The organism is Deltaproteobacteria bacterium (assembly GCA_016177765.1).
Taxonomy (GTDB): domain Bacteria; phylum UBA10199; class UBA10199; order JACPAL01; family JACOUP01; genus JACOUP01.
Map to the genome: position 1 here is coordinate 1,330,264 of JACOUP010000008.1, position 24,798 is coordinate 1,355,061.

Annotated in this window: 22 protein-coding genes and 4 tRNA genes; 18 read left to right on the top strand and 8 right to left on the bottom strand. The window is 52.0% G+C overall.

Annotated features, from left to right (window positions below; all coding sequences use genetic code 11):
* The first annotated feature begins 245 nt into the window (after window positions 1-245).
* Both HYS22_08955 and dinD read left to right on the top strand, forming a co-directional pair.
* Complete coding sequence (locus HYS22_08955; protein MBI1910282.1) at window positions 246-1,469, top strand: pyridoxal phosphate-dependent aminotransferase; 1,224 nt, start codon at window positions 246-248, stop codon at window positions 1,467-1,469.
* Between the two features lie 54 nt (window positions 1,470-1,523).
* Window positions 1,524-2,354: a DNA damage-inducible protein D gene (dinD, locus tag HYS22_08960; protein ID MBI1910283.1), complete on the top strand. Its 831-nt coding sequence runs from the start codon at window positions 1,524-1,526 to the stop codon at window positions 2,352-2,354.
* Between the two features lie 29 nt (window positions 2,355-2,383).
* Here the strand turns inward: dinD and trxB are convergent, their stop codons facing one another.
* Window positions 2,384-3,313, bottom strand: coding sequence for a thioredoxin-disulfide reductase (gene trxB, locus HYS22_08965; protein ID MBI1910284.1), 930 nt, complete (start codon window positions 3,311-3,313; stop codon window positions 2,384-2,386).
* A gap of 83 nt (window positions 3,314-3,396) precedes the next feature.
* On the opposite strand from trxB, the gene HYS22_08970 reads away from it, so the two are divergent.
* A complete protein-coding gene (locus tag HYS22_08970) occupies window positions 3,397-4,443 on the top strand; it encodes a DUF3187 family protein (GenBank protein ID MBI1910285.1) in 1,047 nt (348 codons plus the stop codon).
* Here HYS22_08970 and HYS22_08975 read toward each other — a convergent pair.
* Window positions 4,440-4,871, bottom strand: coding sequence for a single-stranded DNA-binding protein (locus HYS22_08975; GenBank protein ID MBI1910286.1), 432 nt, complete (start codon window positions 4,869-4,871; stop codon window positions 4,440-4,442). The two genes, HYS22_08970 and HYS22_08975, sit on opposite strands and share 4 nt — an antisense overlap.
* 112 nt (window positions 4,872-4,983) lie before the next feature.
* Here HYS22_08975 and glmU point away from each other — a divergent pair, with 112 nt between their 5' ends.
* The 3 genes from glmU to HYS22_08990 all read left to right on the top strand — a co-directional run bounded on the left by glmU (window position 4,984) and on the right by HYS22_08990 (window position 10,411).
* Complete coding sequence (gene glmU / locus HYS22_08980; GenBank protein MBI1910287.1) at window positions 4,984-6,309, top strand: bifunctional UDP-N-acetylglucosamine diphosphorylase/glucosamine-1-phosphate N-acetyltransferase GlmU; 1,326 nt, start codon at window positions 4,984-4,986, stop codon at window positions 6,307-6,309.
* Between the two features lie 86 nt (window positions 6,310-6,395).
* The gene (glmS, locus tag HYS22_08985; protein MBI1910288.1) at window positions 6,396-8,240 is read left to right on the top strand and encodes a glutamine--fructose-6-phosphate transaminase (isomerizing); all 1,845 of its coding nucleotides are present in this window, start codon (window positions 6,396-6,398) and stop codon (window positions 8,238-8,240) included.
* Window positions 8,240-10,411, top strand: coding sequence for a UvrD-helicase domain-containing protein (locus HYS22_08990; protein ID MBI1910289.1), 2,172 nt, complete (start codon window positions 8,240-8,242; stop codon window positions 10,409-10,411). The genes glmS and HYS22_08990 overlap by 1 nt, the downstream gene beginning before the upstream one ends.
* Before the next feature lie 3 nt (window positions 10,412-10,414).
* Here HYS22_08990 and HYS22_08995 read toward each other — a convergent pair whose 3' ends face one another.
* The 5 genes from HYS22_08995 to HYS22_09015 all read right to left on the bottom strand — a co-directional run bounded on the left by HYS22_08995 (window position 10,415) and on the right by HYS22_09015 (window position 15,603).
* Entirely contained in the window at window positions 10,415-10,852 is a 438-nt protein-coding gene (locus HYS22_08995) for a response regulator (protein ID MBI1910290.1), read from the bottom strand.
* A gap of 168 nt (window positions 10,853-11,020) precedes the next feature.
* Complete coding sequence (locus HYS22_09000; protein MBI1910291.1) at window positions 11,021-11,167, bottom strand: type II secretion system protein; 147 nt, start codon at window positions 11,165-11,167, stop codon at window positions 11,021-11,023.
* A gap of 33 nt (window positions 11,168-11,200) precedes the next feature.
* A complete protein-coding gene (gene aroE, locus HYS22_09005; protein ID MBI1910292.1) occupies window positions 11,201-12,001 on the bottom strand; it encodes a shikimate dehydrogenase in 801 nt (266 codons plus the stop codon).
* A 3-nt stretch (window positions 12,002-12,004) separates the two neighbouring features.
* Window positions 12,005-12,931, bottom strand: a complete 927-nt coding sequence (locus tag HYS22_09010) for a bifunctional riboflavin kinase/FAD synthetase (GenBank protein MBI1910293.1) — start codon at window positions 12,929-12,931, stop codon at window positions 12,005-12,007.
* Window positions 12,928-15,603, bottom strand: a complete 2,676-nt coding sequence (locus tag HYS22_09015) for a PDZ domain-containing protein (GenBank protein ID MBI1910294.1) — start codon at window positions 15,601-15,603, stop codon at window positions 12,928-12,930. The genes HYS22_09010 and HYS22_09015 overlap by 4 nt, the downstream gene beginning before the upstream one ends.
* 71 nt (window positions 15,604-15,674) lie before the next feature.
* Here HYS22_09015 and HYS22_09020 point away from each other — a divergent pair, with 71 nt between their 5' ends.
* Genes HYS22_09020 through proS form a run of 5 tightly spaced genes read left to right on the top strand, consistent with a single transcriptional unit; the run spans window position 15,675 to window position 20,730 of the window.
* Window positions 15,675-16,268 (top strand): hypothetical protein, encoded by a 594-nt coding sequence (locus HYS22_09020; protein ID MBI1910295.1) that lies wholly within the window; start codon window positions 15,675-15,677, stop codon window positions 16,266-16,268.
* Window positions 16,265-17,560, top strand: a complete 1,296-nt coding sequence (locus tag HYS22_09025; protein ID MBI1910296.1) for a hypothetical protein — start codon at window positions 16,265-16,267, stop codon at window positions 17,558-17,560. The genes HYS22_09020 and HYS22_09025 overlap by 4 nt, the downstream gene beginning before the upstream one ends.
* A 59-nt stretch (window positions 17,561-17,619) precedes the next feature.
* The gene (locus tag HYS22_09030; GenBank protein MBI1910297.1) at window positions 17,620-18,210 is read left to right on the top strand and encodes a hypothetical protein; all 591 of its coding nucleotides are present in this window, start codon (window positions 17,620-17,622) and stop codon (window positions 18,208-18,210) included.
* Between the two features lie 7 nt (window positions 18,211-18,217).
* On the top strand, window positions 18,218-19,456 hold the full coding sequence (locus HYS22_09035) for a hypothetical protein (GenBank protein MBI1910298.1): 1,239 nt from the start codon (window positions 18,218-18,220) through the stop codon (window positions 19,454-19,456).
* Between the two features lie 5 nt (window positions 19,457-19,461).
* On the top strand, window positions 19,462-20,730 hold the full coding sequence (gene proS, locus HYS22_09040) for a proline--tRNA ligase (protein ID MBI1910299.1): 1,269 nt from the start codon (window positions 19,462-19,464) through the stop codon (window positions 20,728-20,730).
* Here the strand turns inward: proS and HYS22_09045 are convergent.
* On the bottom strand, window positions 20,684-21,766 hold the full coding sequence (locus HYS22_09045; protein ID MBI1910300.1) for a hypothetical protein: 1,083 nt from the start codon (window positions 21,764-21,766) through the stop codon (window positions 20,684-20,686). The two genes, proS and HYS22_09045, sit on opposite strands and share 47 nt — an antisense overlap.
* Before the next feature lie 218 nt (window positions 21,767-21,984).
* Here HYS22_09045 and HYS22_09050 point away from each other — a divergent pair, with 218 nt between their 5' ends.
* From HYS22_09050 to HYS22_09080, 7 genes are all read left to right on the top strand, one after another.
* Window positions 21,985-22,260 (top strand): hypothetical protein, encoded by a 276-nt coding sequence (locus HYS22_09050; protein MBI1910301.1) that lies wholly within the window; start codon window positions 21,985-21,987, stop codon window positions 22,258-22,260.
* Between the two features lie 37 nt (window positions 22,261-22,297).
* A complete protein-coding gene (rlmB, locus tag HYS22_09055; GenBank protein ID MBI1910302.1) occupies window positions 22,298-23,041 on the top strand; it encodes a 23S rRNA (guanosine(2251)-2'-O)-methyltransferase RlmB in 744 nt (247 codons plus the stop codon).
* Window positions 23,042-23,164: 123 nt separating this feature from the next.
* Window positions 23,165-23,237 (top strand) — tRNA-Thr (locus tag HYS22_09060).
* An 8-nt stretch (window positions 23,238-23,245) separates the two neighbouring features.
* A tRNA-Tyr gene (locus tag HYS22_09065) sits at window positions 23,246-23,329 on the top strand.
* A gap of 1 nt (window position 23,330) precedes the next feature.
* Window positions 23,331-23,402: transfer RNA gene (locus tag HYS22_09070), tRNA-Gly, on the top strand.
* Window positions 23,403-23,548: 146 nt separating this feature from the next.
* Window positions 23,549-23,619 (top strand) — tRNA-Thr (locus tag HYS22_09075).
* A gap of 94 nt (window positions 23,620-23,713) precedes the next feature.
* A partial coding sequence (locus HYS22_09080) for an elongation factor Tu (protein MBI1910303.1) occupies window positions 23,714-24,798 on the top strand: 1,085 nt, incomplete at its 3' end.

Consider the following 24,798-nt stretch of genomic DNA (forward strand, 5'->3'; position numbering starts at 1 on the left):
GCCAATAATTAAAGAAACGTTGGGAAACCTCTTGGAGCACCGGAAGTTCTTTTTGCTTCAAGGCCGCAAAAAGCCTTCCTGCGCTCTCGGCCCACATATCTCTGAGGGCCTCAGGGTTATGTGGGCCTGTGAGAGCTGCTCTACGAGGTTCCCCAACTTTTCTTTACCAACAGTTCGATTTTCGTACTGTGGTTCGAAAAAGAGACGGTTTGCTTTTGTTCCACTGATTATTTTATAGGGACTTAGTGACCGTTGAAATCAACACGATCGAAAAATGTTACCGTGAGCTCTTAAAAGGGGGTAGAGAGGTCTTACGCCTCTTTGACGGGAACCCCAACCATCACGGTTTTCACTTTCCTCGGGAGATTTTGACCAAGGCCTATGCCTCCTTTTTTGCAAAGGGAAAATATGAACCGGATCCGAAGGGCTCCTTGCGGGCCAGAGAATCGATCGCCCAGTATTATGCTTCCTGTCGAATGAAGGTTGAACCGGACCATATCTTGCTGACTCCGGGAACGAGTGAATCCTTCTTCTACCTTTTTTCTCTCCTGGCCAAACCAGGAGAAAATATTTTGACGCCGAATCCGGCCTACCCTCTGTTTGACCATATTGCTGAGCTGGCCAGGATCGAACTGCGCCATTACCCTTTGGTAGAGGAGAAGGGGTGGGGGATCGACCTTGAGAAACTGTCTTCCCAGATTGATTCTCAAACCCGGGCCATTGTTTTGATCTCCCCAAACAACCCGACAGGGGCTGTGGTGACGGCGGAGGAGTTTGAGGCGATCGCTATGATAGCCAGGAGGGAAAACCTGGCGATTATTAGTGACGAGGTGTTTGGAGAATTTATTTTTTGCAATGAAAATTATCCCCGTGTAGGGGCGGGGTTTCCCCGCCCGGACGCGGAAACCGCGCCCCTACTCTTTACCCTGAATGGCATCTCCAAGATGTTCGCCCTGCCGGCCCTGAAGCTTGGTTGGATTGCGGTGACTGGTGACAAGAAAAAGGTGACGGTGGCGGTGGACCGGTTGGAGACGATGGCCGATACCTTTCTTTCGACGCATACCCCGATCCAGGAGGCGTTGCCCCGGTTGTTTCAAGAGGGGAGGAATTTTGTCAAACAGTACCGGCAGGAAGTCGAGGCCCGGCGAAACCTGGCGGTGAAGATTTTGCGACAATCCGACAAGATCCGGTTTGTGGAACCACAGGGAGGATTCTATCTGATGGCTGAGGTTTCAGACCGCCCCCCGTCCCCCTCCTTAGCTAAGGAGGGGGTGAAGGGGGAGGTCTGGCATTTCCGCACAGAGGAAGATTTTATTATCAACCTGATGAAAGAAACAGGCGTCTTTGTCCACCCCGGCTATTTCTTTGATTACGAGAAGGGGGTCCATTTTGTGATTTCGTTTTTGGCGGAACAGAAGGTTTTGAAACAGGGACTTGCCCGCGTCGTCGAATTTATTGAAAACTTGTAGGGATATAAAAAAAGGTACTTGAACTAACCTGTTTTATAAGTAAATCTTTACGCAATGAATAACAAAGTCGATACGGTATCTGGTGCTATTTCCCCTTTTGAACGAATCCGTCGCACTAATGAGGCCGGGGGTGAATATTGGTCGAGCCGAGACTTTGCTCAAGTCCTTGGTTACACGGATTATCGAAACTTCGAACAGGTCGTTCAGAAGGCCCGAACCGCCTGTTTCAATAGTGGCCAGCGGATCGAGGATCATTTCGTTGATGTCACCGAAATGATCGAAATTGGAAAGGGGGGACAACGTGAGGTTAGAACAACCCTTCTTTCACGATATGCTTGTTATCTTGTCATCCAGAATGCGGATCCCTCAAAAGAAATCGTTGCTTTAGGACAAACCTACTTTGCCGTTCAAACCAGACGCCAGGAGATTTCGGACCAGTCCACTGAGGATGAACGTCGATTGCTTCTGAGAGATGAGATCAGGATCCATAATATGAGACTGGCTGAGACGGCCAAGCGGGCTGGTGTCATTACCTCAATGGATTATGCTATCTTTCAGAACCATGGTTACATGGGTCTTTATGGCGGGATGACGGCCCAGGATATCCATCGTCACAAGCGATTGAAAAAAGGTCGGCAGATTCTCGATCATATGGGGAGTACGGAACTTGCCGCGAATCTATTCCGCGCTACTCAAACAGAGGAAAAAATCCGTAGAGAGCGGATTATAGGTAAGGACAGGGCCAATCAGACACACAGGGACGTGGGTGCGAAGGTCCGGCAAACTATCCGGGAACTTGGGGGAACCATGCCAGAGAACCTACCCACGGTGGGGAATATCAAAGAGGTTCGGACTAAACAGAGGAAGGAATTAAAAGGGAAATGAGAAAGACCTAACGTCTTTATTAAAAATCTTTAGGAATGCGCGAGGTACCTCTCGGCATCGATTGCCGCCGTACAGCCGGAGCCGGCGGCCGTGATCGCCTGGCGATAGACGTGATCCTGGACGTCGCCACAGGCGAAGACGCCCGGAATATTTGTTTTTGTTCCGTCGTGGGTGATCAGGTAGCCGTTCTCATCCATCTTCAGTTGTCCCTTGAAGAGTTGCGTGTTGGGGGTATGGCCGATCGCGACAAAAAGGCCGGCTACTTTTAGTTCGCCAGTCTTTCCATCCTTCACGTTTTTGAGCTTCAGGCCGGTGACTTCTTTTTCGCCCAAGACATCTTCCACCACCGTATCCCAGAGAAACTTGATTTTTTTGTTGGCAAATGCGCGGTCTTGCATAATCTTGGAGGCGCGAAGTTCATGGCGGCGGTGGATCACCGTCACCTTCGTCGCAAACTTTGTTAGAAAGAGGGCTTCTTCCATAGAGGAATCCCCACCGCCAACGATCGCGACCTCCATGTTTCGGAAGAAAGCGCCGTCGCAGGTGGCGCAGGTGGTGACCCCCTTGCCCATCAGCCGTTTTTCATTGGTGAGCCCGATCAGTTTGGCGGAGGCCCCTGTGGAAATAATTATCGATTGCGCCTCGTATTTCTGATCCCCGACAAAGACCTGTAAGGGTGCCTCACCCGAGGGTTTTTTTGAAAAATCAACGCGAGTGACATCCTGGGTGAGGAATCGGGTCCCGAATCGCTCTGCCTGTTGCCGAAAGAGATCCATCAGTTCAGGTCCCATGATCCCCTTGGGGAAACCGGGATAATTTTCGACCTCTGTCGTCAACATCAATTGACCGCCCGCCTGGTACCCTTCGATCAGGAGCGGTTTCAGGTCACCCCTTGCCGTGTAGACGGCGGCGGTCAGCCCGGCTGGTCCGGATCCGATAATGATTACCTTTTCAGTCATAAGGGGGCCGACAATAATCTTTCCGTTTCAAGAAGTCAAATTTGTTGCCATTTGACTTTTCTCCAGCTAATTTTTTGCCCAACGTGCGACGACTTTTCATTTTCCTAAGTCTTTTTTTCGTTTCGCCGGCAATTCTCGCTGAGTCCTATTACCCCCCTCTTGGGCCGATCCCTGTCCGGAATCAAAATCCCCTTTATCTCCAATTCTTGGACCTGCACCCCCAAAGGACGGAAGTTTTACCGGCCGGGACCTATCAGGTGGAGATGCAGGCGGCTTATTCCAACCTCTTTGAAAGGAATGCCTCCCCGGCAACCGGTTATCAGGTCGCACTGGATATGGAACTCCTCCGTCATTCGATCTTTTTTCGTTACGGGGTGATGGATCGTTTTGAACTGGGGGTTGAACTGCCGCTCCTCCATTTCAACGGCGGCTTTCTTGACAGTTTCATTCAAGACTTTCACCATTTTTTTGGCCTGCCCAATGCGGGACGGGAGCTTTATCCCAATGGTACTTTTGAATATGCTATTCGCAAGAATGGTGTGCCCCTCTACGAGGTGAACCCAGAGACCTACGGCCTTTCCGATATCATTCTGGATTTTAAGCACCAGATTTTTAAGGAGGCGGGGTGGCATCCCGGACTCGCCTCCATTTTTTATCTCAAACTGCCGACGGGGGATCGCGGCCATGGTTTGGGGAGCGGGAATCCTGATTTTGGCTTTCAGGTTGCGGCCGAAAAAAACTATGACCGGTATCACGGCACCCTGAATCTCTCTTACACGGTATTGGGGGGGAATGATCTCTTGGCCGAGATATCACGCCCAGCCGTTCTTGGCTGGATGACCGGTCTGGAGATTAGTCTTATCCGGGAACTCTGGTCCCTGATGCTCCAGATGAGTGGCGATACCGGTCTCTTTCATGGGACGGGACTGACCGAATTGGATGAAGGGGCCTTGAACCTGACTGTCGGGTTCGGGGGGAGGGTGGGGGATTTTAACGAATGGAAGGTCGCCTTTGAAGAAGACCCTGACTCCGATGGAGCCGCCGTTGATTTCACGGTCTTCTTCCAGTGGGGGACCCGTTGGGGTGGGCCAAAAAAGATTCGGGGGCTGATGTTAGGAAGGCTGAATTAAAAAGGAATCTCGTCTTCAGAGCTGGCGGCGGGTGCTGTTGATTCTGACATCGGGGCTGTTTCAGAAGGGGAAGCAGCGGAACGTCCCCTCTCGCCGGAAGGGGTTCCCAGAAATTGGACGTTCTGGGCGACGATCTCGGTGGTGTATCTCTTCTTTCCCTCTTTATCATCCCACTGCCGGGTTTGAAGTCTCCCTTCAACGTAGACCTGACGCCCCTTGGAGAGGTATTCCTTGCAGATCTCAGCGAGCTTGCCCCAGACGACGATCCGGTGCCATTCGGTCCGTTCTCCGGGCTCACCACTCTTTCCGGTCCATTTTTCGGTAGTCGCGATATTGAAGGTCGCCACCATCTGGTTGGCGGGGGTGTAACGGACCTCGGGATCGTTTCCAAGATTCCCAATCAGGATAACCTTGTTGAGACTAGCCACGTCCGCTTCCCTATTTTCTTCTTGTGTCAGAGTCAAGTCCTAAAGTATAAACGGCGCCTCTTCCATGGGATCACTTGCCAGCATTATTCTAGCCGCCGGGAAAGGGGAGAGGATGCGTTCCTCCATTCCTAAGGTCCTTCATCCCCTTGCGGGTCGCCCCCTCATTGATTACCCATTGGCCCTTGTCCAACGATTGGGGGTCCAGAAAAAAATTGTTGTTATCGGTCATGCGGGACAGGCGGTAAAAAGGGCCGTTGGAAAAACGAAAGGGCTTACTTTTGTGACTCAACATCAGCAAAAGGGGACCGCCCATGCCGTTGGTATGACACAAAAGGTGTTGAGAAATTTTGAAGGAGATTTGCTCATCCTCTATGGGGATGTCCCGCTTTTGAGAGAATCAACACTTCGACGGCTGATTGCCACCTACAAAAAGGAAGAAGCTGCCCTTGGTCTACTCACGGCGTTTGTGGAAAACCCGACAGGGTATGGGCGGATCCTCCGTGCCAGAAACGGTTTTGTCCGCGGGATTGTGGAGGAGAAAGAGGCGACACCGGAGGAGAAAGGGATTCGGGAGATCAATACCGGTGTGATGATTGTTGAGGCGGGATCTCTTTTTGAAGCCCTTCGGCAGATTCAAAAAAGCCGTGTGACCCAGGAATTTTATTTGACTGATCTTGTTCGCCATTTTGTCTCAGAAGGTTTAAAGGTCGCCGCCGTGCCGGCCGGAGAAGAGGAGGCCTGGGGGGTCAACAACCCGATGGAGCTGGCCCGGGCGGAGGGAGTTTTGAGGCAAAGAATTGTTGAAGGGTGGATCAACCGCGGCGTTCGGTTCATCGATCCTGAGAGGAGCACTCTGGATGAGGAGGTTGTTATTGGGGAGGGGACCGAGGTTGCTCCCAACTGCACCCTCCTGGGGAAGACGCGTGTTGGGCGATCGGTTCGCATTGAAACCGGAGTTGTCTTGAGGTCAGCGGTGATTGGCGATCATGTTCACCTCAAACCGTACACGGTGGTGACAGAGAGCCGTATCGCCTCAGGGGCGGTGATCGGTCCTTTTGCCCATATCCGCCCGGGATCGGTAATCGGGGAGAAGGCGCATATCGGGAATTTTGTGGAGACCAAGAAGACGGTGATCGGGAAAGGATCGAAGGCGAATCACTTGACCTACTTGGGAGACGCCGTGATTGGAAGGGATGTCAATGTCGGTGCCGGGACGATCACCTGCAATTATGACGGTTTTGCCAAACACAAAACGATCCTGGCGGATGGCGTTTTTGTCGGGAGTGATACACAGTTTGTCGCCCCGGTGAAGATTGGCAAGGGGGGATGGATCGGGGCCGGGACGACGGTGACTAAAAATGTGCCAGCCGGGTCTCTGGCGATTTCGCGTGTTGAACAGAACAATATTTTGAATTGGAAGAAGAAGAGAAAGAAGTAAAATAAATTGACCCTTCGACTTAGCTCAGGGTGTCCAGTTTTCGTTATGGACATGGTGAGCTGAGTCGAACCATGGAGGTTTTCTTTATGTGTGGGATTGTGGGGTATGTGGGTTCGAGAGAAGCGGTTCCGGTACTCCTGGATGGCTTGAGCCGTCTTGAATACAGGGGGTACGATTCGGCCGGGATTGCCACCTTAAATAAGGGAAAAATCGAGCTGGTCCGTTCCGCAGGAAAACTTGTTAATCTTTCACGAATTCTAAAAGAAAAAATTTTAGCGGGTGATTCACCCAAGGGAAATATTGGGATCGGGCACACCCGTTGGGCGACACACGGACGCCCTTCGGAAGAAAACGCCCACCCGCACCGTGCCGGCAAGATTGCTGTCGTCCATAACGGGATTATCGAAAATTACGTCGGGCTCAAAAAAGAACTCATGCAAAAGGGGCATGCCTTTCAATCAGAAACGGACAGTGAAGTGATCAGTTGGCTGATCCAGCAAAAAACCGATGAAGGACACCCCATGAGAGAGGCGTTCCCGCGCGCCATGGAGGAGACAGAAGGTTCTTACGCCTTGGTGGCGCTGGATCAGGATAGTGCGGAATCGCTGTTTGTGGCGCGTCGTGGAAGCCCTCTTGTGATCGGGTTGGGGCAAGGGGAAAATTTTGTTGCCTCGGATGTCCCGGCGCTTCTTCCCTGCACACGCCAGATTATTTTTCTGGAGGATGGTGATTGGGGACAGATTACAGCCCAGGGGATCCATCTTTTTGATCGTTCCGGCAAACCGGTTTCCCGGACTGTGAAGGAGATTCGATGGACGCAGGAGATGGCGGAAAAAGGGGGTTTCAAGCATTTCATGCAGAAGGAGATCTTTGAACAGCCCCACGCGGTGGCGGATACCCTTGCCGGCCGTTTACGAAAGCAGGAACAGACCATTGATCTGGAAGAGATCAAGGCCCTTTGCCCCGGGGGTGTTTTCCCTTTTGATAAAATTGTGATCACCGCTTGCGGGACCTCTTATCATGCCGGTTTGGTCGCCCAATATTGGATCGAGACCTTTTGTCAGGTTCCGGTTTGGGTCGATCTTGCCTCGGAGTTTCGTTACCGGAATCCGGTTGTGGATGGCAAGACACTGTTGGTTGTGATCTCCCAGTCTGGTGAAACGGCCGATTCTCTGGCGGCGCTGGAGGAGGGGAAGAGGCGCGGGGTAAAGGTCCTCTCCGTTTGTAATGTTATCGATTCCAGTATTCCCCGGGCGAGTCACACAACCCTTTATACCCATGCCGGGCCTGAAATCAGTGTCGCCTCGACCAAGGCGTTTACCACACAGTTGACCGCCCTCCTGATGATCTCACTTTTTATCGGGCATCTTCGGGGCAAGATAGCGCCGGCTCTTTTTCGAAAGGCCTGTGAGGCCCTGGAAGGGTTGGCCTCTCAGATGGAAGTTGTTTTAAAACGGGATGGAGAGATTCGCCAACTAGCAGAAAGTTGTGTCGAAGCCCCCGCGGCCCTTTATTTGGGGCGGGGCGTTTCGTTTCCTGTGGCCCTGGAAGGGGCCCTCAAGATGAAGGAGATCGCCTATATTCATGCCGCCGGTTATGCGGCCGGTGAAATGAAGCATGGGCCGATCGCCCTGGTGAATGACGGGATGCCGGTCATTGTCCTGGCCCCGCAGGATAGTCATTACAAGAAGGTCCTCTCCAATATTGAAGTAATCCGGGCCCGGGGGGGACGGGTGATTGCCTTGGGGACAGAAGGAGACAGACAACTCGTGGGGCAAGGAAAAACATTTTTGATCCCCGCCTGTGAGTGGTTTATCTCCCCGATACTCTTTGCCCTTCCTCTACAGCTTTTGGCCTACCATCTGGCTGATTTGAAAGGGACTGATGTTGATCAGCCGAGAAATCTTGCCAAGAGTGTGACTGTTGAGTAATGAATTTGAACCCGCAACAACTTGAGGCGGTTCATTACCCCAAAGGGCCGCTTCTCGTCCTGGCCGGCGCCGGTAGCGGCAAGACACGGGTGATCGTCCAGCGGATCGCCCACCTGATCAATGAACAGCAGGTGCCCCCCCACCAGATTTTGGCGGTGACCTTTACCAACAAGGCGGCTGATGAGATGAAAGAGAGGCTTCGGGGTCTCCTGGATCGGGGCGTCACCTCCGTCTGGGTCTCCACCTTTCACTCCGCCTGTCTCCGGATCTTGAGACAGCATATCGGTGAGTTGGGGTACCAGAAGGATTTTGTTGTCTATGACGACAATGACCAGATGACCTTGGTCAAACAGTGCCTTGAGTTCTTGAAGATCAATGAAAAATTGCTTCACCCGAGGGCTGCCCAGAGCCGGATCGATGGGGCCAAAAATGCCCTGATTTCCGCGGAGGAGTACTCCGGTCTGGCCTCCGACATTTTTGAAAGAAAGGTGGCGGAAGTCTATCAGCTTTATCAAAAACGGCTCAAAGAAAATAACGCGCTTGATTTTGGCGATCTTATTTTTAAAACGGTTGAGCTGTTGCAGAAATCAAATCGTATCCGGAATTATTTCCAGCAGCTTTTTAGGCATATCCTGATCGATGAATATCAGGATACCAACCGATCCCAGTATGAGCTGGTTCGGCTCCTCTCTGCCGGTTGCGAAAGCCTCTGTGTAGTCGGGGATGAGGATCAATCGATCTACCGCTGGCGTGGGGCGGATATTAATAACATCCTTAATTTTGAGAAAGATTATCCCGGGACGAAAATCATCCCCCTCGAACAAAATTACCGGTCGACGCAGACGGTCCTCGCCTTGGCCTCAAAGGTGATCGAAAACAACAAGGAGAGAAAAGGAAAAACTCTCTGGACCAAAAACAACAAGGGGGAAAGGGGGATTCTTTTCACCGCCTCCGATGAAAGAGAGGAGGCCCGTTTTGTCATCTCAGAGCTCAAGGAGCTTACCGAGCAAGGGTTCAAGTATTCCGATTGTGCCGTTTTTTACAGAACGAATGCCCAATCCCGCACCTTCGAGGATGAACTGAACCGTTTCAGGATCCCCTACACCATCTACGGCGGGATGAAGTTTTACGAGCGGATGGAAATCAAAGATATCCTTTCCTATCTTCGAGTCCTCATCAATCCGGCCGACTCTCTCACCCTCAAGAGGATTATCAACGTCCCGGCACGCGGCATTGGCAAGAAACTTCTGGAAGGTCTGGAGAGTTTTTCTGAGCAGAAGGGTTGCTCTCTCTATGAAACACTCTCTCGCTGTCGGGAAATAGAGGGTGATTCACCCAAGGGGTTGAACAAGGGGATGAAGGAGAAGGCGGCCCAGGTGTATGCTCTTTTGGAATCTTTCAGAAAGGAATTGCCTCATTTGTCACCGGTCAATCTTACTAAAATGGTTATTGAGAAGAGCGGCTATCGTGAAGAACTGGTTCGGCAGAAGACGATGGAGGCGGAAAATCGTCTGGAGAATCTGGAGGAGCTCCTCAATGTCCTTGGTGACTATGAAAAGGAGTCGGAGGCGCCGAGCCTCTCCGGTTTTCTGGACCAGATCGCTTTGGCCGGGGATACCGACAATTACGACCCGGCCAAAGGGGTTTTGCCGATGATGACCCTCCATTTGGCCAAGGGGCTGGAATTCCCGGTTGTCTTTATCGTCGGGATGGAGGAGGGACTTTTCCCCCACCAGCGCTCTCTGGATGAGCCTGAGGAGTTGGAGGAGGAGCGGCGGCTCTGCTATGTCGGTTTGACCCGTGCCCGCCAGAAGATTTACCTTACCCACGCCCTGAAGAGGCGTCTCTATGGAGGGGATCAGTACAACCTCCCCTCCCGTTTTTTGGAGGAGATGCCGGAAGAACTGGTGGAGAGAGTTGATGGCGGGTGGCGAGATTCAGAATCTTTGGGACGGGTCCTGTCAGTTGACGACTTTGACCAACGCCCTGAGACGGAAAGATCACCCAAAAGTATCTACAAAATTGGCATTTCGGTAAAACACCCAATTTTTGGCGAAGGGGTGGTCAAAAGGAGGGAAGGGAAGGCGGGGCAGGAAAAGATCACCGTCTATTTCAGAGACGGAAGGGTCAAGACGCTGATGGTGAAGTATGCCGGACTTACTGTTTTGTAGTGGTTACAAATTCCAGAGGTGAAGATGGACGTTGTTCTTGCCTAAGATCGCCTCTTTTTCATCGTTGACCGATTCATCCCCCTCGACGAGCTTGTGGACAAATCCTTGAAGCCCGTTGATATCATTGTACGGCTTCATCACAATATGGAGGTCTTTCAGTTCAACATCCAAGTTGATGTTGGAGAAGTCGCAGATGTAACCGGTGGTCAGGACGACCTGAAGGCCTTGATGATTTCTCAAGACCCGTTTCATCAGGTCAAAGCCATCCATCTTTGGCATGACAATATCGCTGATCAGGATATCGGCCCCCTTCTCCTCCATGATCTGAACCGCCTCTTCGGGGTTGTTGGTGACGATAAACTGGCACGGCTCTTTTTTTAAAATCCTCTCCCAGGCCCGGAGGAGGATTTCATTGTCATCAACCACAAGGATCTTTTTCATGGCTATCTTTACAAAGTGCAAGTGGCATGCCACCGTCTTGAGGTTTAGGGGTTATTGACTAACTACTTGTTATTTAAGTATTATATTAAAATTGACCGGAAAGGGAAGGCTGAAGGAGGAACGGTTTTGGTGATGAAATTGACACCCATCCCGACAACTTTTTGACGGTTAGGGAGAGGGGGAGCTTTCTTCTGATTGCTGTTTTTGAAGCGCCTTGTGTTCGCGAAAACGGGGGATAATCACAGCGGCCACGATCGCAAGGATCGCGACCACCACCATCATCTCCACAAGGCTGAATCCATTTTTCTTGGTCATCGGCTAGGCCTTTAGCAAAAAGGAAAAAAGTCGTCAAGTTTTACACCAGAGCCGAAACGAAAAAGCCGCCTGGTAGATCAGCATCGGAAGCCCTGGAAGGATCGGGTGCCCCCTCTTTCTTGCCTCTTTCAGGAGAGGGGTTAGGAGGGGATTGTAGACCAGGTCAGAAACGATCGCCTTTCTGGAAAGCAGGGGGATGGGGGAGGGGTGAAAGCGAGTGGCGTTCAGCCCGACCGAGGTGGTGTTGATCAGCAGGTCGCATCTTTTCAAAAATGGTTTGAGGAGTGAAAGTTTAAGCGGCAGTGCCTTTTTTGGAATTTTTGGAAAAAGGGGGTTAAAGGCGCCGACCAATTTTTCAGCCTTGGCAACGGTTCTGTTGGCAACAATCACAAGCCCGACTTTTTCACGGCAGAGGGCGTAGAGGATTGCCCTCGATGATCCGCCCGCCCCAAGAACGACGACTGTTTTTCCGGCCAGCGGTTTTTTGAAACGGCTGTGATAAGCGGCGAGGTACCCTTGCCAATCCGTATTTTCTCCGGTTAAATTTTTTCCCTTCCGGATGACGGTATTCACCGCCCCAATCGCCTTGGCCTCTCTTGAAACGGAGTTCATCAGAGGAAGGATCGTTTCTTTATGGGGGATCGTGACGTTGAACCCGTCCATTTTCTGACGACGCGCCTTTCTGACAAAGGCCTTCAGTCTTGCAGGAGGGATTTTGAAGGGAAGATAAATCCCCCCCCTTCCTGTCTTGCCCAGCCAGCGGTTGTGGATAAGGGGGGAGAGGGAATGTCCGATCGGGTTGCCAATAATCCCTAAAAAAAGAGGCTGGTTCATTTTTTAAATCCGTTTAAAATGGTTTTTTGCCGTCTGGATGTCGCTCAAGATCTGTTTTTTCAACATTTCCGGTCCAGGAAAAGTCATTTCATCGCGGATCCTCTCGATAAATTCAACCCGGATTTTTTTACCGTAGAGAGAACGGTTGAAGTTCAGGATATGGGTTTCAATGGAAATGGAAGAGCCCCCAAAGGTTGCATTGGGACCAATGTTGGTGACGCTCCTCAGTTGTTTTCTGCCAACGGTCGTGAACGATGAATAAACACCAATTTGCGGGATCAATTCATTTTCTGTTTTCAGGTTGGCGGTATGAATCCCCAGTCTCTTGCCGATGCCGCGCCCCTTGACGACAAGGCCATCAATGAAAAAACGATGCCCCAACAAATTGGCCGCCCTGGAAACCTCTCCCCTCTGGATGGCGTGACGGATCTCGGTGCTGGAGAGGAGCTGGCTGGTTTCAAAGATTGCCGGGATGACCACCACTTCAATGCCACTGGTCTTGCCCAATTGTTCCAGCGTCTCCACCGTTCCCTGTCTTTTGGCACCGAAGGTAAAATCATAGCCGACGATGAGTCGTTTTGGGGCGAGACGGTTTTTCAGAATTTTTTCAAAGAAGGTTTTTGCGGATTGTCGAGAGAAGCGTTTTGTGAAAGGTTCCACAATGACGGCGTCAAGACCGCATCGGTCGATCAGCTCAATTCTTTGTTCCAGGGTGTTAATGAGTGGTAGAGGGAGTTCAGGGGCCAGCACCTGCACGGGATGGGGGTAGAAGGTATAGACGATCGAGGGAGAATGGGACTTCCTTGCCCCTTGACGGGCCGTGTTGAAGATTTTCTGGTGCCCCCTGTGCACGCCGTCGAAAACCCCCAGTGTGATAACACCTCCTCTGAACCGGGATGGGAGTTTTGAAGAACCGGAGAAAATCTTCATTTTTTCCAAAGGATCCACTGTTTTCGCGAGGTGAGGTCATTATCATCCTGCGCCGTCAGGGTGAGGAAGTTCAGCCCTTTTTTCGGGGATATTCGGGTGTCAAATTTGAGGGTGTGGTCGGTCCGGCTTTCGTTTTCCTTGTAATAGACCTTATCCTCTCCGACAAAGAGGATCAGGCTCTTTGGGCGTTCATCATCGCTCACCACGCCAGTGATGTTCATCTTGGGTTCCTTCGCATCCAGGGGCAGATAATCCATGATAAAGACGGGGGGAATGTAAAAGGTGGTGGTATTGGCCGGAAGGGGGCTCCCGATCGGAAATTTCAGTTTTTTGCTGAAACCTTGTCCTGTCTTGCTATCGGCGATCTCCAGTTCAAGGGCAAACGAGGATTTCTGAAACGAAGGCTCTATGTGAAACTGCAGGGGGACCTTCTGTTCCTGACCGGGGAGGAGGGGTGTCAGCTCGACCCTTCCTTTTTCAATAAAAATCCCTTCCCCTTCGGGATTGCGGAGGCTAACCAAAGGATGTTCTGAGGAACCACTCCCCCTGTTTTTGACAGTCACGAGGAGTGTCATCTTTTTTCCCTTTTCAATCTTTTTTTCTCCCGGAAGCTCATAGGCAAAGCTGTAAAGAGGAGGGGGTGGTGAAGCGACCCTGATCTTGGCGCTGAAATTCTTGGGGGAGTTATTTTTTGCCTCCTGAAAGGCGAGCAGGACCGGTATCTCGCGAGGGAGGAGGAAATCGGGGACCTTGATCGGCAGACTCCAGCTTTTCTTTTCCTGGGGGTCAATCTTGCCGAAGACGAACTCATGGTTTTTGAAGAACGGGTCTTCGCTGTGCATGACGGCCATCAGTTGGTAATAAGGAGAGCGTCCCTTGTTGGTGACGGTCACCCGGATCTTGAATTCCTTGCCGGGGATTAGTTCAGTTTGAACCTCTCCCTTGTCATTGATGATCTCCATTTGAAGATCGGCCGCCGGTTTTTCCCTCGCAAGGTCACCTACAGACCAATCAATGCCGATCTTTGCCAATCCCTCCCCGATTTTCTTTTCCTCCTTTTCCCTGATCCGGTGGAGCAGGGGTAGGGCCGCCTTGATCTGGTCCTGTCTCGAGAGGCTGGCACTGGCGACAAGGATCTCCTTGGCTACGGCAACCGGTAAATCCTCTTCCAGATTGACCTGACCGGCCCCTTCGTCGTCCTCTTCCGGACCCTCTTCCTTCTTATCCTTGTCAAGGTAACGGATTCTCAGGATCGGTTGCATGATAGGGTGGGCCGTCTCTGTGGGAGAATCTTCCTTTAGGTCTTTTTCGCGGCGTGCCTCATTTTCGACAAGATCCGTGTTCTTTTCGGAAACCCTGGCCGGGTCCAGGGCGATATCCGGTGAGATTCCTATTGACTGGACCGGGATGTTGCCGGGGGTGAGGTATTTGGCGATGGTTAACTTCATGGCCGACCCATCTTTGAGATCATAGATCGTCTGGACGGTTCCTTTGCCGAAAGTCTGGGCCCCCAGGATTGTAGCCCGGTCCAGATTTTTCAGGGCCCCGGCGATAATTTCGGAAGCAGAGGCACTCCCTTCGTTGACCAGCACGACGAGCGGGATATTTTCTTCGGGATTTCCCGGTTTGGCATATTCGCGGTCTTCATTGCGTTCTCCGGCCCCCACCGTGCTGACGATTACCCCTTTGGAGAGGAAACGATCGGTAATAAAAACAGCCTGATCCAGAAGACCACCGGGGTTATTTCGGAGATCCAACACAAGACCGGCCAGTCCCTGTGCCCCCACCTGTTGTTTGAGGAGGTTGAGGTAGCGTTCCAGTTCGGAAAGGGTTTCTTCCTGGAAATTCTTGATCTTGAGCAGGCCGATTCTTCGGTTTTTATCAATCAGGCTGGCATTGACGCTCTGTATTTTGATGAGGGCCCGCGTCAGAAGGAAACTCAGGTTTTCACCGCCTCCTTCTCTTTGCACGATCAAGGTCACGCGGGTTCCGATTTTACCACGGAGTTTTTCAACCGCTTCCGAAAGCGGCATATTGATGGTCGATTCTTCATCGATCTGGACGATCTTGTCTTTGGGCTTGATACCGGCCTTCCAGGCGGGGGTCCCTTCCAGAGGGGCGATAACCGTCAGCTCGCCGTTCCGTATCCCGACGACAATCCCGAGACCGCCAAAATTTCCCTTTGTCCCGATCCTGAACTCATTGAAGGTTTTGGGGGGCAGAAAAGAGGAATGCGGATCGAGGGTATCCAACGCCCCCTGAATGACAAGATGCTCCCAGTTCTTTTTCTCCTCTTCTTCCGACAGGGAATGGCTCGACAGGAAGCCCAGGACCTCTTTCAGGATGGAAGGGAGGGTGCTGATATCCAGCTCTTGAGGGAGGGGTAATTCCTTCATCTCTGACCCCAGACTCAGGCGCAGTTTTCTCTGCGACAACTGGAAGACAAGCGGATTGATCGTCTTTGCCAGTTCCCTTAAGGAACCCTGGAGCATCTTGCGGGGATCGATATCTCGGGGGTTGACATAATTTGATTTTACGAAATTAATGGCCCGTTCGAAGACCTTCAGCCCTTTGAAGTCGTTACTATGTTCCGTTTGAATCGGGGGGGAGGAGAGGGCGGCAACGGAGAGGAGAAGAAGGAAAAAGGCAAACTTTTTCAAGGGTCTATGCACAATCGCCATCTTACCTGCGGTTTGATTATTTTCAAGGAAAATCTCCTAGAGTTGGGGTATAATCAAAATTTATGGGCCGGTCTCCACTCATTGTCCTTGTTTTACTCCTGATGGTGCCTCTGGTTGTCGGGGCCTCCATGGTTGTTCCGCTGAACGTTGAGAAGCTGACGGCCAGGGCCGGCAAAATTTTTGTGGGGCGCTGTGAAGAGGTTCGTGAAGATCTGGATGAGAACCGGATGGCGGTCACCTATGTGACCTACCGGGTTCTTGAAAGGATCAAGGGGGATCTGCGGGATCTGGAGACGATCAAGATTTTTGGTGTTTCAAAAAAGAGGGTCTTGACCGACGACGGTCTGACCGGTTCTCCCAGCACGGTTGTCATGAGGAGTGACGAGACCGCTTACCAAAAAGGGAAAGAAGAGATCCTCTTCCTTTATCCGGAGAGTTCCCTCGGTTTGACCTCACCGGTGGGGTTGGGGCAGGGACGACTTTCAATCTCAACCCTCCCCAATGGGAAAAGGGTTGTGAGAGGCCAGTATGGTTCCCGATTCTTGCTCCGGCACAGCTCTTCTTCAACCCTGAAGACCCTGACATTGTCAGGCGATGCGGAAAATCTGGAGCTAGACGGTTTTCTTTCGGCCGTCAAAAGGATGGTCAATCGATGAGATCTCCGGGCGTTCTCTTTCTACTGTTTTTATTTTCTTCCCCCGGGGCTTGGGGAGCGGGGCCTATTTTGGTTGATGTTGACAACACCGGTCAGGCCGTCGTCTTCAAAGACGGCAGTGTCACCTACAATCCGGAAACCAGTAATGGAGACGCCGCGGCCGGAAAATTGGGGCGCCTGAGCAACGCAGAGGCCCTGGCCCTGGTTGATGAGCTTTTCAAGGATTGGAAAAATATCACCCTGAACGGAACCAACACCGTTTCGCTGAATTTCACGGCGGGGACCGGTTTGGGGAATGTTGATGAGAAGAACGTGAACAACCATTTTGCCTATTGTCCCCCCACCTCTCTCTGTCCGGATGAGAATTCTCCCTTTATTTTAGGAAGTGCCCGGAGTGGTCAGAACCCGATCCTCTTTGATGAGGACGGGAAGATTACCGATCTGATTCAGGGGCAGGGGTCCAGCAATGATATCCTCGGGTTTGCCGGTCCCCGGGTTGTCCAACAGGTGGGTGGCACCCTCTATATTACCGAGGCGCAGGCGGTCCTGAACGGGAAATGGATCGATTGCCCTGCCGGTGCCGCCAAAAACGACCCTTGCCGGACACCTGAAGAGGAGATCGATGCTTTCAAGGGGGCAATCTTTCATGAGCTCGGCCATTTTCTGGGGTTGGACCATGTGGATGTGAATGACCGATCGGCGCTCAAGGCGGCCGGTGGCGATATGAGCGAGGCCTCGGCGATTGCTACGATGTACCCGCTCTACATTGACGGCAAGGAACAGCTGACCCCCCATTATGACGACAAGGTTTCGGCCTCGATGCTCTATCCGACCGTGGATTTCGCTAATGCCTTTTGCACCATTCAGGGGAAGGTCTTTGAATCAAATGGGACGACCGAATTGCAGGGGGTGAATGTCGTTGCCAGGAATATCGAGAACAGTCTGGAGGAGACAATCACCTTCGTTTCGGGCGCCTTTTACAAGGGGAGTTTTACCGATTGCGATGCTAAACAGGGGGATTATTATCTGAAAGGAATCATTCCGGGCAAACAATATTCCCTGGAGATCGAAAAAGTGAATGCAACCTTTACCGGGGGTTCCAGCGTGGAACCGTGCGATCCTCCTGCCTCAGGATTTGACAATCAAACGATCTCAGGCACTTTTTCATGCGCCAAGGCGGGGGAGGTGGTCACCGGAGGGAGTGTGACAACAACGACAATTGTAACGACCAAAAGCTCTTCCAAGACGCCCAGTGATGATGAGGAGGGCGGGGGCTGTTCCCTGATTCCTTAAAAATGGCTTTTCATCATTTTGTTTGACGGCGTACACCTTCTTGAGATAGGGGAACCGGAATGAAAAAATTATCTTTTGCGGTTGTTGCCGCTTTTATCGGGGTTGTCTCGTCGGCCCTGGCGCTGACCGTTCTTTCGCAGAATCTGGAGCAGTTATCAAAAGATGCCGATCAGATCATCGCCGGTCAAGTGATTGAGGCGAAGGAAGGATTTGACCCTGAGGGGCGTCCCATTGTGACAGTCACTCTGCAGGTGGAGGAGGCCTATAAAGGGGAGGTGGGGAGACGGTTCAGTTTCAAACAGCTTCGTGCCCCCAAGCCGGAAGAGGGAATGGGGGAGAGTCTCCTCTCGGGGAGTCTGCCGGAGTACAAAAAAGGGGAGGAGCTGGTTCTCTTCTTGAGTCGTCCCGGTTCGCTTGGTCTGACCGCCCCGATCGGCATCATGCAGGGAAAATTTAATGTTGTGACCGATGACTCAGGCAAAAAACAGGTCGCAAATCTTTTCAACAATAAGGGGCTTTTTTCAGGGATGAAGAACAGTCATTCGCTGAAAAGTTTTTCCGGTTCAGAAAAAAATATCGTTAAGAGTTCTTCACCAGGTCCTGTCAATTATGACACCTTCATTTCGCTCGTCAAGAAGCTGGCCCAATAGGCTCTTCGTGGTTGTTCTTATTCTGGCACCTCAGGCCTTGAAGGCCTATGGGCCGACCGTGGTGAATACCACAACGAACACCGCCATCAAATGGTCGATGCCGATGACCTATCAGAGGGAAGGGAGTCTGACGGTCAATGGTTTCAATACGGAACCGTTCCTCACCAATGCCGTTTCTGCCTGGCAGGGGGCCGATGGTTCGGATGTCGTGATGAGTGCCACAACCCTCAAAGATACAAATAATGCCGATGTCTCCGATGTCACAGGGGACACGGTCTGCAGTTATCTTTATGACGCCTCGATTTGTCCCAATGGACCGACCGGTGACGGGCAGAACCCGATCGTTTTGGATGCCGATGGTTCCATTGTTGCCAAGTTTTTTGGCGAGGCCAATCGCGCCAAGACCCTGGGTTTTGCCGGTATCGTCCGTTTCAGTACGAGTAATAACTCAGTGGCCAAGGGGGAGGGGGTTTTTAACGTCGTCTGTCTGGATGGGGCCAAGTCATCCGCCTGTCCTTCCGGAACGACCATCTCCCAGGATGATCTTGAGGCGATTATCACCCATGAACTGGGGCATTTTCTGGGGTGCAACCACAGCCAAGTCAATCTGACGGAGGCGACCGATGATGACGCCAGCAACAATCAATACATAACGACCATGTATTCTTTCCTTGTCTCCGGATCGGGGGTTTTTATCAAGACACTGGAGCGGGATGATGAAATCTGTGTGGCCAATCTTTACCCTTCCTCCGGTTTTTCCTCGGGCATCTGCCGACTTGAGGGAACTGTCTTTGACCAGAATGGGAAAGAAATGCAATGTGCCAATGTCATCGCCCGCAATACCAAGTCGGACCAATCGAAGACGGATGCTATTTCCTATCTCTCCGGCCAGCTCTCGGCGGCAGGAACTCTGGATGGCGATTTTGTCATTATCGGCCTGAAACCGGGGGAGACCTATTCCCTGGAGGTGGAGGCGATCTACCCCAAGATCATCGGTTCTTCCGGTATCAAGCCGTGTGATTCCTCCCCCGCCGGTTATCCCTCGGGGTCGGCGTTCCCCCCGACCTTTGATAATTACAAACATGCCGCAACTTTTGCCTGCGCCAAGGGGGGGGACTCTCAGACGGCGATCAATATCACCCTTGCCAACGTAAATGCCAATCCCGGAACCGGTACTGCCAATCCGACCAATGGTGGTGGGGGCGATAGCAGTAGCAATAGCGGTGGGTGTAGTCTAATTCCTTAAGACCGATGCTTCTTTCTCAACTTTTTGCGCCGACACTCCGTGAAACCCCTGCCGAGGCAGAAACGATCAGTCATCGTTTGATGCTCCGGGCCGGGATGATCCGCAAACTGGCGGCCGGGGTTTACAGTTATCTTCCCCTGGGACTTCGTGTTATTGAAAAAGTGGAGCGGATCATCCGTGAAGAGTTGAATACTGCCGGGGCGCAGGAAGTTCTTCTGCCAATTGTGATGCCCAAAGAACTTTGGGAGGAGACGGGGCGGTGGGGAAAGTATGGCAAGGAACTGCTCCGGTTCAAAGACCGTCACGACAGGGAGTTTTGTTTTGGACCGACCCACGAAGAAGCGATCACCGATCTTGTCCGAAGCAACGTCAAATCCTACAGGGATCTTCCCCTGAACCTCTATCAGATTCAGACAAAATTCAGGGATGAGGTCCGTCCCCGATTTGGCCTGATGCGCGGTCGAGAATTCATCATGAAGGATTGCTACAGTTTTGACGTGAGCGAGGAGGCCTCTCGCAAGATTTATCAGAAAATGTTTGAAACCTACAAAAAGATTTTTGCCCGTTGCGGTCTTGTCTTCAAGGTGGTCGAGGCGGGGACCGGTGTCATTGGTGGTTCTCTCTCGCATGAATTCCAGGTCCTGGCCGGTTCCGGGGAGGATGCGGTGCTTTCCTGTGTCTCTTGTGAATGGGGGATGAACAAGGAGATGGCTACTGAAAAGGGGCATAAAAAGTGTCCCCACTGCGGCAAGGAGTTGAAGGAATACCGCGGGATTGAGGTCGGGCAGGTCTTTTACCTGGGGACGAAGTATTCGTTCCCGATGAAGGCTTTTTTTCTTGATGAAAAGGGAAATCAGAAACCGATCGTGATGGGGTGCTACGGGATCGGTGTCGGTCGGACAGCCGCGGCGGCCATCGAACAAAACCACGATGAGAACGGGATCATCTGGCCGTTGCCGATTGCCCCTTTTCATGTTGAGCTTCTTCCGCTTCAAGACGATCCCGCTGTTCGTGAAACCGCCCAGAAATTGTATCAAGGGTTGCAAAAGGAAAAAATCGAGGTCTTGATGGATGATCGTTCCGAATCGGCCGGGGTTAAATTCAAGGATGCCGACCTGATCGGAATCCCCTACCGGATTGTTGTTGGGACCAAGGGGCTCAAGGAAGGAAAGATTGAGCTCAAAGAAAGAAAAGGGGGACAAGTGTCTCTGATCCCTGTCGATGCCGTTATTGGGGAGCTGAAGAAGAAGCTGGACTCCCTCCTTGCCGGATAATCGCACCCACCTCCACCGTTCCTGAGACAAGGCGACAAAGGGAATATTTTTCCTCCACACGGACTACCTCTAAGATTCCTCGGGCCTCTTCTTGGGTTCCGAATTGGACCCCTTTCCCGGCCACCGCCTCTTTTTTAAGGATAACAAACTGGGTTGATGGTTTGACACCGGCGGTGGCTCCGGCATTCAGATAAAATTGGTCCCCCTCTTTTTTAAAAATCTGGCCCTCCCAGGCGAGTGGACTCATTTTGCCGTCGACCCATTCCACTGTTTTCTTCAGGGCTTTTTTAAAAACCTTGTCAAACGCCTTGTTACTATTGGACGAATCCTCGACGGAATAGTAATTCACTCCGGCCAGCTGGGTGAATCGGGTGGAAGAGGCCTTTGCGCGATGATGATCGAGCAATATCCCCCTTTCGGGGTCCATCTGTTTGGTAGTCAGGACCAGTTTGACCGATTCGCTCGAGAAATCCCCGAGGCCCAGGGGGGTCGAGGTGAACCCCTCGGCGATCCCGAAGACCCCGCCGGTACCACTGCTGCTCTGTTCCGTTTCCATCAGGAAGTTGAAAAGCGACTGGGCGGCGACCGATTTTGGCAGACTCATCGGCCCTCCTGTGGCGGCCCTCATCGTTTGCACCATCTGTTGAAGCAACTGCTGGCTTTGCGCCATGAGGGCCTTCGCGTCCTGTGGTGAGAATTTCTTCGGTGGCTCTTTGACCTCTGTTTCTTGAGTTTCCGGTGGGGATTCGCTTGCCGCCGGGAGGCTTTCCACCGCCTCCACCGGTTTTTCCGGCTGAACCATCAGCACGACATACCGGCCTGTCTCTTCCAGCTCCTTCCGGATCCGGTCTCTCAAAAGGTCGTTGACGCCGCCCGGCTCCATGTTTTCAAAGCCAAGATAACCGTTTTCAACACTGCCAATCGCAATAATCTTTTTGAGCCCTCCCGATTCCTCCTTCTTTTTTTTGGCAAGGAGGGAAGGGTTGCTGAGCAATGAAACAAGAAGGAGGATCACTGTGAGTTGGGTCTGTCTCATAGGAGGTGCCAATCTATCATGGGTTGGGGCGATGGTCTAGTCCCTACTCATGAAGGCCGGAAAGTCTCCAAAATGGGGTCTTCTCCCCCCAAAACCAGTCTCTGCCTAATACTCGATGTCAATAAGACGACACATAAATATATAGTATTTTCAATAAGTTATATGTTTAAACCAGTTTAAAACAGGATTGGCCGTTAGATTGCTTCCTTACTTAGGGTATGGATACCATGAATCAGGAGAAGGCGGACGATATCTTGAACCTGCAGATGCTTTTGACCAACAGTTCCTTTGGTCATGAGTATGCCCGCAAGGAGTACGAAGGGGCCCGCACCTTTGAGAAAAAAGAGAGACTCCTGGCCAAGATGGAGCATTACAAAAGGGTCTATTTTGAGGCGAGAGAAGTCCTGATGGAGTATTTTCCGGATAAGTTGGATGACATAGAGAAGGATCTCCTTTCCCAGAAACAGACTGCCCTCACCGAATACAACGCCTAATTGACAATCTCTTGTTTATTGGGTACCCCCGCGACCTATGTCTCAAGTCCTTTGCGGTCGTCATCCCGTTCTGCATGCCGTGAAGGCGGGACGGCGGAAGGTGGAGCGTGTGACTCTTTCGGAAAATATTCCTGAAGGAGAAAAGGCCCAGATTCTCTCCTTATTAAAGGAAAGAAAGATCCCCTGCGAAATAAAGGAGGCCGGTTACTTATCAAAGATTGCCCCCCTTGAACGGCACCAGGGGTTTGTGGCCGAGGTTTCTGACTACCCTTACGTTTCTTTGGACGAGATCCTCCAATCGGCGGCCCCCAAAAAGAGGGGCATTGTTCTGGTTCTGGATGAGGTTCAAGACCCCCAGCATCTGGGGGCCTTGATTCGAGCCGCCTGTTGTTTTGGGGTCGAAGGGGTGATGATTCCTGAAGGACACGCCTCCCAGATCACCCCGACAGCCGCCCGGGCCTCCAGTGGTGGGATTGAATACCTCAAGATCGCCAGAATCTCCAGTATTGCCAAGGGGTTGGATCGTTTCAAAGAGGCCCAGTTTTGGGTCTATGGAACCGAGGCGGAGGCCAAGGATTCTATTGAAAATCAGGACTTTAACTCTCAGGTAGCCCTCGTGATTGGGAGTGAAGGGCGGGGGATGCGCCGGCTGGTCCGTGAAAAATGTGATCTCCTTGTCTCCATTCCGATTTCAGGCCCGGTTACTTCTCTTTCCGCCTCTGCGGCCGGGGCTGTCGCTCTCTATACAATTGCCCGGAAACAATCTCAAAAAATCCAATAAACTCAATTGACATCGACCGGTTGAATCTATATAAGTTTCTGCCTTTAATTTTTGGGGGAGTGGGGAAGATTTTTTTGCGGGGGGCGCTCGGCTAACAATAACAGATGAGCTTAAGGTTCAACCGCTGGCGTAGCTCAGCTGGTAGAGCAGCTGATTTGTAATCAGCAGGTCATCGGTTCGAATCCGATCGCCAGCTTTTTTTCGGGAGGGGTGCCCGAGTGGCCAATGGGAGCAGACTGTAAATCTGCCGGCTTAATGCCTTCGGAGGTTCGAATCCTCCCCCCTCCACGCGGGAGTAGCTCAGTGGTAGAGCTCCTGCCTTCCAAGCAGGAGGTCGCGGGTTCGAATCCCGTCTCCCGCTTTTGACAATGGAGTGCTTGCGGCAGCATGAGAAACAAGGAATGCGAGGCTGCTGACGACGAGCAAGGAGGCGTACTTAAATGTACGCTGACGAAGCGAGGAGGAGGCGACGAAGCAGACCGAAGTTTATCATGATGTCGCCACTGACCAAGTAGCTCAGTTGGCAGAGCATCTCCATGGTAAGGAGAAGGTCACCGGTTCGATTCCGGTCTTGGGCTCAGTAGAAGATTGAGGGATTTTATTTTTTTGGATTTGAAATTTTAAACAGGGTAGGGACGAGGTGACCTCGCCCGTACACAAGGAGGGAGAGATATGAGCAAGGAAAAATTTAATCGATCGAAGCCGCACGCGAATGTAGGGACGATTGGTCATGTGGACCACGGGAAGACGACGTTAACGGCGGCGATCACGAAGGTATTGGCCAAGAAGGGTTTTGCGCAGTTTATGGCGTATGACCAGATTGACAAGGCGCCTGAGGAGAGGGAGCGGGGGATCACGATAGCGACGGCGCATGTGGAGTACGAGAGTGAGAAGAGACACTATGCGCATGTGGACTGTCCGGGGCATGCCGACTATGTGAAGAACATGATTACGGGGGCGGCGCAGATGGACGGTGCGATATTGGTGGTAGATGACAAGGAGCTGATGGACCTGGTGGAGCTGGAGGTGAGGGAGCTACTGACCAAGTATGAGTTTCCCGGGGAGAAGACGCCGATCATCAAGGGGAGTGCGTTGAAGGCGATGGAGGGGGATGCTGGGGATTTGGGGGAGAAGTCGATATGGAAGTTATTGGAGGCGTTGGACGGTTATATACCGCAGCCACAGAGAGACACGGAGAAGCCGTTTTTGATGCCGGTGGAGGATGTTTTCAGCATATCGGGACGGGGGACGGTGGCGACGGGTCGTGTGGAGCGTGGGAAGGTGAAGGTAGGGGAGGAGATAGAGTTGGTTGGTATCAAGCCGACGGTGAAGACCGTGGTGACGGGGGTGGAGATGTTTCGGAAGTTGCTGGATGAGGGGATGGCGGGGGACAATGTTGGTATTTTGCTCAGGGGTTTGAAGCGTGAGGAGGTAGAGCGGGGTCAGGTATTGGCCAAGCCTGGGAGTATCACGCCGCACATGAAGTTTAAGGCGTCCGTGTATGTATTGACCAAAGAGGAGGGTGGGAGGCACACGCCGTTTTTCAATGGGTATCGGCCGCAGTTTTATTTTAGGACGACGGATGTGACGGGGGTGGTGACGTTACCGAAGAGTGTGGAGATGGTGATGCCTGGGGACCGTGTGGACATTGATGTGGAGTTGATCACGCCGATTGCGATGGAGAAGGAGCTCAGGTTTGCGATTCGTGAGGGGGGTCATACGGTCGGCGCCGGAGTCATCTCCCAGGTGGTGGAATA